The following is a 6838-nucleotide window of genomic DNA, read 5'->3' as shown; positions in this document are numbered from 1 at the left end:
GACAATGTGATGGTCGAGCGCCTGTGGCGCTCGGTGAAATACGAAGAGGTTTATCTGCACGCCTACGGCGGGGTCAGCGAAGCCCGATCATCGATCGGTCGGTATCTGAGCTTCTACAATAGTAGGAGGCCGCATTCGAGCCTTGCTGCCAAGACGCCGGACCAGACCTATTTTGACAACCTGCCCATGTTGATGGCAGCTTGAATTTGGCCGCCGATATGGGGCGTCACTCTGGTCGGCTACGCCCTCCCGACATGACGCCCCATATCGGCAGTTCGATGAAACCGGCAGACGATCCACTTAACCGTTGCAGATCCCTGTTCAAATCAACCCGGCCACCTCTATATAGTGCGGTTCTCGGTGCGGCGGGGATTGTTGATTAATGTCGCCGACCCAGAGCTGGAGGCGGACGGCGCCGATGGCGTCACTGAAGGTCAGGCTGGTTTTTCGATACCAGGCGGCGGAATAAGGGTTGCTTTTATTGGTTAGCAGATCGCCGGCCCATAGCGATATAAGAGAGTAGGGACCCAGCAGCGCTGGAGTCGTTCGCGCTATGGCTTTGTCGGTCCACTGGCGCTGTGTCTCGACACCCAGGTGAGCGCGGGTTTCGGCAAATGTGACCTCAATCTGCCACCGCCGGACGTAGAGGGCGATGATGTCGGCGGGCTCGAGGGTGATGTCGGTACTGAAGAAGGCTTGCGGCTCGCGCTTTCCGTCAGGGTCGCGAACCAAGACCCAGCGGGCCGGCAAGACCGGGGTGCCGGGCCTGTACCATAATGCGATGTCGGATGTGATCTCGAGCGTCTTGCCGTTGAGATGGCCATACCAGGCAGAGACGAGAATGCTGGTCCAGTGAAGCGCCCCGGGTTTTCAGGAGGCAGTTTTCATTTGGCTATGCAGCCATATCGAGGTTCTCGAGGGCTGCATAGTAATTGTCTTCGGCCTCAGCGGGCGGGATGTGCCCGATAGGGCCGAAGAGCCGGTGATTATTGTACCAATCGACCCAGCGCAGCGTTGCCATTTCCACGGCCGAAACGCTTGGCCATGATCGCTGCCGCCAGATGACCTCGGCCTTGTAAAGGCCGTTGATCGTCTCGGCTAAGGCGTTGTCGTAGGAATCACCKACGCTACCGACCGAGGGGACGAGTTTGGCCTCGGCCAAGCGCTGGGTATAGTTCATGGCAAGATATTGAACTCCCCTGTCGCTATGGTGGATCAGTCCATCATCGGGACCGGGCCTACGGGCATGGATCGCCTGCTCCAGGGCATCCAGAACGAAGTTGGCAGTGGCTGACGTKCTGACCTTCCATCCGACGATCCGCCGGGCAAAAGCGTCAATCACGAAGGCAACATAGACGAAGCCCGTCCAGGTGTGCACGTAGGTAAAATCGACGACCCACAGGGCGTTTGGCCGGCTGACGCGAAATGCCCGATTGACCTTGTCCAGCGGACACGGCGTATTCGGGTTGCTGACGGTGGTGACCGTCTTCTTTCCACGCCGGACGCCTGCCAGCCCCATGGCGCGCATTAATCGTTCCACCGTGCATTTCGCCACCATTATGCCTTCACGCCGCATCTGGTGCCAGACCTTGCGTGCGCCATAGAGGCCGAAGCTGGCCTCATGGACCCGCTTGATCTGCTCCCTGATCTCCTCATCGCGCCGGGTACGTGCCGGACGTCGGCCAGGATCGATACGGCGTGCGGCATGTTCATGGTAGGAGGAAGGGGCGATCGCCAGTTCACGGCAGATCGGCTAGATCCCCAAATCCTCGCGATGGGCGTCGATGAACGCCATCATCATCTTCCGGGGCGGTCAAGCTCCGCCATCGCAAAATACGCAGATGCCTTGCGCAAAATCTCGTTGGCGCGGCGCAGTTCCTTCACTTCGCGCTCTAGCAGCCTTAGCCGCTCACGGTCATCGGCAGCCAACGCCGCTGGCCCCGCTCGTCGGCCCGCCTCCTCGCGGCACCAGCGGCGCAGCGTCTCCAGCGAGCAGCCGAGCTTCGCAGCGATCGACTTCATCACTTCCCATTCCGAGCCATATTCGGCCCGCTGCTCCATCACCATACGAACCGCCCGTTCGCGAACTTCAGGTGAAAATTTGTTGGTTGTCTTGCTCATAACGGATGCTCCTTCTCACAAGTTGGAGCCTCCTGGAAACCCGGGGCGCTTCAGGATTTCCGTGTGCGGGCGGGCATAATGGGTAAAAAGGGAGTCCCACTATGTCTCGACGCAAAGAGCCTGCCATACCGAATGAGCTTCTCGATCAGCTTTTGGCGGGCGGCGCTGCCAGTGCCGCTTTCGAGCAGGGCGGTCTGCTCGATTCGCTGAAGAAGGCGCTGACAGAGCGTGCCCTGAATGCGGAGATGGATCACCACCTCGCTGGCGAAGACGGCGTCGGCAACATGCGCAACGGCTACGGTCGAAAGACGGTAATGACCGACACCGGCAAGTTGGCGATCGACGTGCCGCGCGATCGCCAGTCGAGCTTCGACCCGCAGTTGATCGCCAAGTATCAACGCCGCTTTACCGGCTTCGACGACAAGATCGTGTCGATGTACGCGCGAGGCATGAGCACCCGCGAGATCACCAGGCACCTGCACGATCTTTACGGCATCGACGTCTCACCCGATTTGATCGTAAGCGCGCATTTCGCAGCACGTTGCTTCCGGAGGCAGAGCGGCCATCATAGTTGACGCTGGACGAGACAGGCCACCGCAACGACGTCGGCGGGTCAGGCGTGTCTTTCGAAGTTGAATGGCAGCAGGTCGTCGATATCGGCGTCGTGAGGTCGCTGGGGCAGTTCAGTGAGGACATGGCGTAGCCACGCGAGAGGCTCGACGCCGCAGGCGCGGCAAGTCAGCATCAGGCTGTAGGTGACGGCACTCGCCCGTGCGCCGTCCACGGTGTCAGAAAAGCCAGGATTTTCTTCCTGTTGCAAAAACCCTGATGTCGCGTTCGAGAAGATTGTTATCGATCGGCATCCTGCCGTCTTCGACGTAGCGCGTCAGGTATTCCCACTGGTTGAGGGTGTAGGATACCGCATCACCAAGCTTGGTGTCGGGCACAACCTTAGGTGCGATGTCATCGAGCCACGCCTTGAGTGCGTCCAGGACCGGGACGCTATGTTTCTGGCGGAAGCGGCGCATGTAGCTGGCCTGTGTAGCTTGCGATTACCCACAAGTATTTGAATCGCTTGCGTGTCTCCGAGAGAAAATTGTTGAATCGGATGAATCAGTTGTGATTCATTCACGAGCACCGTGATTGTGTTCGTGAGGTGCGCGATGCAGGCCGAAAGCGAAAAACTGCTGCCTTTGGGTGACCACTGGTCGCGCAGCGAGGTCGATGAAACAGCTTTCAGAGATGCTCGTCTCGGGCGCCGGTTCGGCGATTTGCTTCGCCGCCTGAGCGACAGAATGGGAGGATCAATTCCTCTGGCCTGTCAGGACTGGGCGAGCACCAAAGCCGCATATCGGTTCTTTTCCAACCCAAAGGTCGAGGAAGGGGACATCCTTGCAGGCCATATCGAGGCGACGAAGGCGCGGTATGCCGCATCTGACGGACCGATCTTGGTGCTTCAGGATACGACAGAGTTCACCTATCAGCGGCGGAACCCGCACGACATCGGTTTCACCAAAAGCGTCAACAGTGGTCGCGACAAGAGTGGTCTCGCCACTCATGCGGTTTGCGGAATACTTATGCATTCCAGCCTCGTTGTCACGGATGAGGGACTGCCCCTCGGCCTGGCCGCGGTCAAATTCTGGAACCGCGATAAGTTCAAGGGTACTGCCCAGCTCAAGCGGAGAATAAACCCGACGCGGGTTCCGATCGAAGCGAAGGAGAGCGTTCGTTGCTCGATAATCTTCGCCAGTCAGTCGCTCTGTTGGGGCAGCCGGATCGGTGTGTCCATGTCGGCGATCGAGAGAGCGACATTTACGAACTCTATTGCCTCGCCAAAGATCTCGGCACTCACTTCGTCGTCCGCACCGTTGTCGACAGGCTCGCTGGCAACGGCGATCACACCSTGAAAAATCGAAAATGCAAGAGGCTCCAAGCGCGGGGCATGCATAGCATCGAAGTGAGGGTCGATAATGACACGGTCGAACGTGTAACCCTTGATATACGGTACAAACGAATCCACGTCTGCCCGCCGATCGGGAAGCAAAAAACGCTACCCGGCGCTCGATCTGACGGTGATCCATGCGTCGGAAGTCGGTGTCCCATTGGGCCGGAAGCCGATACTGTGGAAGCTCGTCACCGATCTGGAAGTTGCCGACCTCGACGCAGCGATCGAGAAAATACGTTGGTATTCGACGCGCTGGAAGATCGAAGTTTTTCATAAGATTCTGAAGTCAGGATGTCGTGCTGAAGATGCCAAGCTTCGCACCGCCGATCGTTTAGCCAACCTTGTCGCGCTGTTTTGTATCGTCAGTTGGCGCGTGATGTGGATGACCATGATGGCACGTGCTGCCCCCGATGCCGATCCGGCGATCGCATTTACAGCAACGGAAATTGCAATCCTCGACCGCCTCGTTACCGATAGCGGGAACCGCCGAGCAAAGCCGGGAACGCTCCAGCTATATCTCACCAAATTGTCCCGCCTTGGCGGTTATCTTGCGCGGATGTCTGACCCCCCGCCTGGCAACACCGTTGTCTGGCGCGGCCTACGACGCCTCGTCGATATCCAAATAGGCGCGGAGCTTGCCACTTGTGGGTAATCGCAAGCGCTACCGGAGGCGTACGGTGGATCACACCGTCAAGCCAACGCAGACTTGTCGTTGACCTTAAGCCGAAGAGGATCACTGAATAACTGACTAGGTTTTGCGGTCGGCTGAGAGTGGCAGTTATAGCCTAAAGCTGAATCTGCCTTATCAGCGGGGCGCGGGCAGCTCAGCTTTGGCTTTTTCCCTACCTCGCTGCACGATAGAATGCGACATGGAAGCAGACTGATCCGAGCGGTGTCACGTTATACTGGATAGTTGGCTCAACGACTCCGGGCGAGTCTTCCGGTGTGAGCACCTTCTCGAATGGCTCTCGTCGGTTATCCGTCACTCTGTATCTCAGGCTACCGCTTTCAACCGTGATGACTCCCCATACCCGTCTTTGGTTGAATGAACATTGAGCAGCCCTTTGGGAGTGGTCTCCTCAGAGAAAGTGTCGGTGCGCTTGTATAATTGCAGCCCCTCAGGAAGGCCTGGGGCTGTAGTGGTCACGCCACTTGTCCTTCGTAAAGCTCCACCTCGCGGTTGATGAGGATGTCCGCGAGGAACCAATAGGCCTCGCCCCATGCATTCAGAATATCGTCGGTTGCAGCCTCTCCCAATACGTCACGGATCGCTGGAAGGAGCGCGTTAGCTACAGCAGGATAGTGATCAGGCTTGATGTGGGTCTGAACGTGGCGTGCGGCAATCCGTTCGATAGCGGGCTTTAGTGCATCCAGCTTGTCGACGTTCTGAGCAAAGGCGAGGATCGCCGCGGCAAGGCGCTTCGGCTGAGCGCCAGATTCGTGAGCGGCCATGTCGAACAAAGCCTTGATCTCGGGATCGACGAAGAGGCGCTGGTACATGCGCGTGGTGATATCCACGCCATGCTGCTGGAGCGCTGGAGCCGTTGCCTTCACCAAGGCCATGGTTTCGGGGGACAGTGGTTTGGACATACTGAAGTGCTCCCTTGCAGAGTTGGCAACGAAACGATTAGGCCTAGGGGTAGGTTTCCTATTCTGTCGCTCCACCACCCTAAGCTCACGGACCCCGCCATGACCAGGGGTTTGATCTTGTCACGCATAATGCTTCAGCCGGCGTTCAAACGCGTAGCTGGGTTGAAGCGGCGGTGATCGGGAAGGGATTCCAACCCGCAAGATCCGGCTGACGTGAACCGTCCCTGCCACTCGGTAGGGAGCCTTCGAACACCAGGGGCGCTTCAGAGTTCGTCACAAGAAAGGCAGGGACGATCGGGTTTTATCGCACGACGGATGGCTTGTTCGAAACAAGCAGACTACCTTCCCTTGTCGTAATCAGAAGGGACTTCAGATGCCGCGCGAATATGATGATCCGATATCTCCAGAGGCCATCGAAGAGGCGGCACAGCTTGCTCACAAACTCTGGCAGGAGAAACCGGGTGAGACACTCGACTCCGACGTTGAGAAAGCCATTGGTGAAACGATATGCTCGTGCGCGACGGATATTGAAGATGCCATCGAGGGCACGAAATCCGGCACGCATCGGGAGATAGAAGCGGCAGTGAGAGCTCGGACCAGCGAGCTAAACAGACAAGGTGCGGTCTGGGATGCAGTGGACCAGGCATCATTAGAGTCCTTCCCCGCTAGAGACCCTCCTGCATGGATAAGCCAGAGACCAGCGCGGAAATGACCCAAGGAGACGACGATGGCGTTGAAACATGTGAAGCCGAACGAAATTGTGAATCTCGCTTCCGGAATGGAAGGAAGCGAAGAAGTTGGCCGCGTTGCCCTCGTGAAAACAAGCCAGTTTACGGCGCTTCGCGTATCACTGAAAAGCGGCGAGAATATTCCAGCGCACCAGGTGCCCGGCTACGCCACGGTCCTATGTTTGCGTGGGTCGGTCGAGATTAGCCTGGACGACCGAAAGGAGACCATGAGCGAAGGGGACTGGCTCTACCTTAATCAAGGCCAGCAGCATGCCGTTCACTCGCTTGATGAATCAGCCTTGCTTGTCACCATCATGCTGAAGCAATAGCCGCTGTCCTGTCGGCTTCATGTTGGTCGTGTCCCACGGGGTGGTGTAGGAAGGTTTTCCTGAGAAGGGTGGCCACCGTCGATCTTCTGGTAGGGTTCGGATGCGAACTCGAACCTGGAGAAGAA

General features: G+C 57.8%; 8 protein-coding genes, 3 pseudogenes and 1 other annotated feature. Of the genes and pseudogenes, 6 read left to right on the top strand and 5 right to left on the bottom strand.

Translation table 11 applies throughout. The features are described 5' to 3' along the window. Positions 1-204, top strand: a 204-nt coding sequence (locus BF95_RS08300; RefSeq protein WP_043150717.1) for an integrase core domain-containing protein, incomplete at its 5' end; no start/stop codon positions are given. A gap of 117 nt (positions 205-321) precedes the next feature. Here BF95_RS08300 and BF95_RS08295 read toward each other — a convergent pair. Then, complete coding sequence (locus BF95_RS08295; protein WP_200866907.1) at positions 322-750, bottom strand: hypothetical protein; 429 nt, start codon at positions 748-750, stop codon at positions 322-324. Between the two features lie 142 nt (positions 751-892). Further along, positions 893-2121 (bottom strand): annotated as a pseudogene (locus BF95_RS08290) (IS3 family transposase). Next, positions 1724-1840: a sequence feature (AL1L pseudoknot), on the bottom strand. It overlaps the preceding pseudogene by 117 nt. Positions 2122-2222: 101 nt before the next feature. Between BF95_RS08290 and BF95_RS08280 the strand changes: the two are divergent. After that, positions 2223-2639, top strand: a pseudogene (locus tag BF95_RS08280) (transposase); the annotation flags it as partial. Positions 2640-2734: 95 nt separating this feature from the next. Here BF95_RS08280 and BF95_RS26245 read toward each other — a convergent pair. Beyond that, positions 2735-3164 (bottom strand): annotated as a pseudogene (locus BF95_RS26245) (IS66 family transposase); the annotation flags it as partial. A 120-nt stretch (positions 3165-3284) separates the two neighbouring features. Here BF95_RS26245 and BF95_RS28190 point away from each other — a divergent pair. Both BF95_RS28190 and BF95_RS28185 read left to right on the top strand, forming a co-directional pair. Beyond that, positions 3285-4028 (top strand): IS4/Tn5 family transposase DNA-binding protein, encoded by a 744-nt coding sequence (locus BF95_RS28190; protein WP_043150709.1) that lies wholly within the window; start codon positions 3285-3287, stop codon positions 4026-4028. A gap of 87 nt (positions 4029-4115) precedes the next feature. Next, positions 4116-4718 carry an IS4 family transposase gene (locus BF95_RS28185; protein WP_200866906.1) on the top strand — a complete coding sequence of 201 codons (603 nt, stop codon included), beginning with the start codon at positions 4116-4118 and terminating at the stop codon, positions 4716-4718. Between the two features lie 190 nt (positions 4719-4908). On the opposite strand, the gene BF95_RS28920 is transcribed toward BF95_RS28185, so the two are convergent. Both BF95_RS28920 and BF95_RS08260 read right to left on the bottom strand, forming a co-directional pair. Beyond that, positions 4909-5052, bottom strand: a complete 144-nt coding sequence (locus BF95_RS28920) for a hypothetical protein (protein ID WP_234831532.1) — start codon at positions 5050-5052, stop codon at positions 4909-4911. A gap of 157 nt (positions 5053-5209) precedes the next feature. Further along, complete coding sequence (locus tag BF95_RS08260; protein WP_043150706.1) at positions 5210-5656, bottom strand: globin domain-containing protein; 447 nt, start codon at positions 5654-5656, stop codon at positions 5210-5212. Between the two features lie 373 nt (positions 5657-6029). Between BF95_RS08260 and BF95_RS28080 the strand changes: the two genes are divergently transcribed. Together BF95_RS28080 and BF95_RS08250 are read left to right on the top strand one after the other, a co-directional pair. Further along, the gene (locus tag BF95_RS28080; protein ID WP_043150702.1) at positions 6030-6368 is read left to right on the top strand and encodes a hypothetical protein; all 339 of its coding nucleotides are present in this window, start codon (positions 6030-6032) and stop codon (positions 6366-6368) included. Between the two features lie 15 nt (positions 6369-6383). Next, a complete protein-coding gene (locus BF95_RS08250; protein ID WP_043150700.1) occupies positions 6384-6713 on the top strand; it encodes a cupin domain-containing protein in 330 nt (109 codons plus the stop codon). Positions 6714-6838 lie beyond the last annotated feature (125 nt).

Origin of the sequence: Sphingobium sp. Ant17 (assembly GCF_000588875.1) — a bacterium.
Taxonomy (GTDB): domain Bacteria; phylum Pseudomonadota; class Alphaproteobacteria; order Sphingomonadales; family Sphingomonadaceae; genus Sphingobium.
The sequence above is the reverse complement of the archived record's forward strand: the minus strand, read 5'-3'. Positions and strand labels throughout refer to the sequence as shown.

Bases quoted from the DNA above. Each gene is read 5' to 3' on its own strand.
- BF95_RS08260 (WP_043150706.1), bottom strand. From the start codon at position 5,656: ATGTCCAAACCACTGTCCCCCGAAACCATGGCCTTGGTGAAGGCAACG.
- BF95_RS28080 (WP_043150702.1), top strand. From the start codon at position 6,030: ATGCCGCGCGAATATGATGATCCGATATCTCCAGAGGCCATCGAAGAG.
- BF95_RS08250 (WP_043150700.1), top strand. From the start codon at position 6,384: ATGGCGTTGAAACATGTGAAGCCGAACGAAATTGTGAATCTCGCTTCC.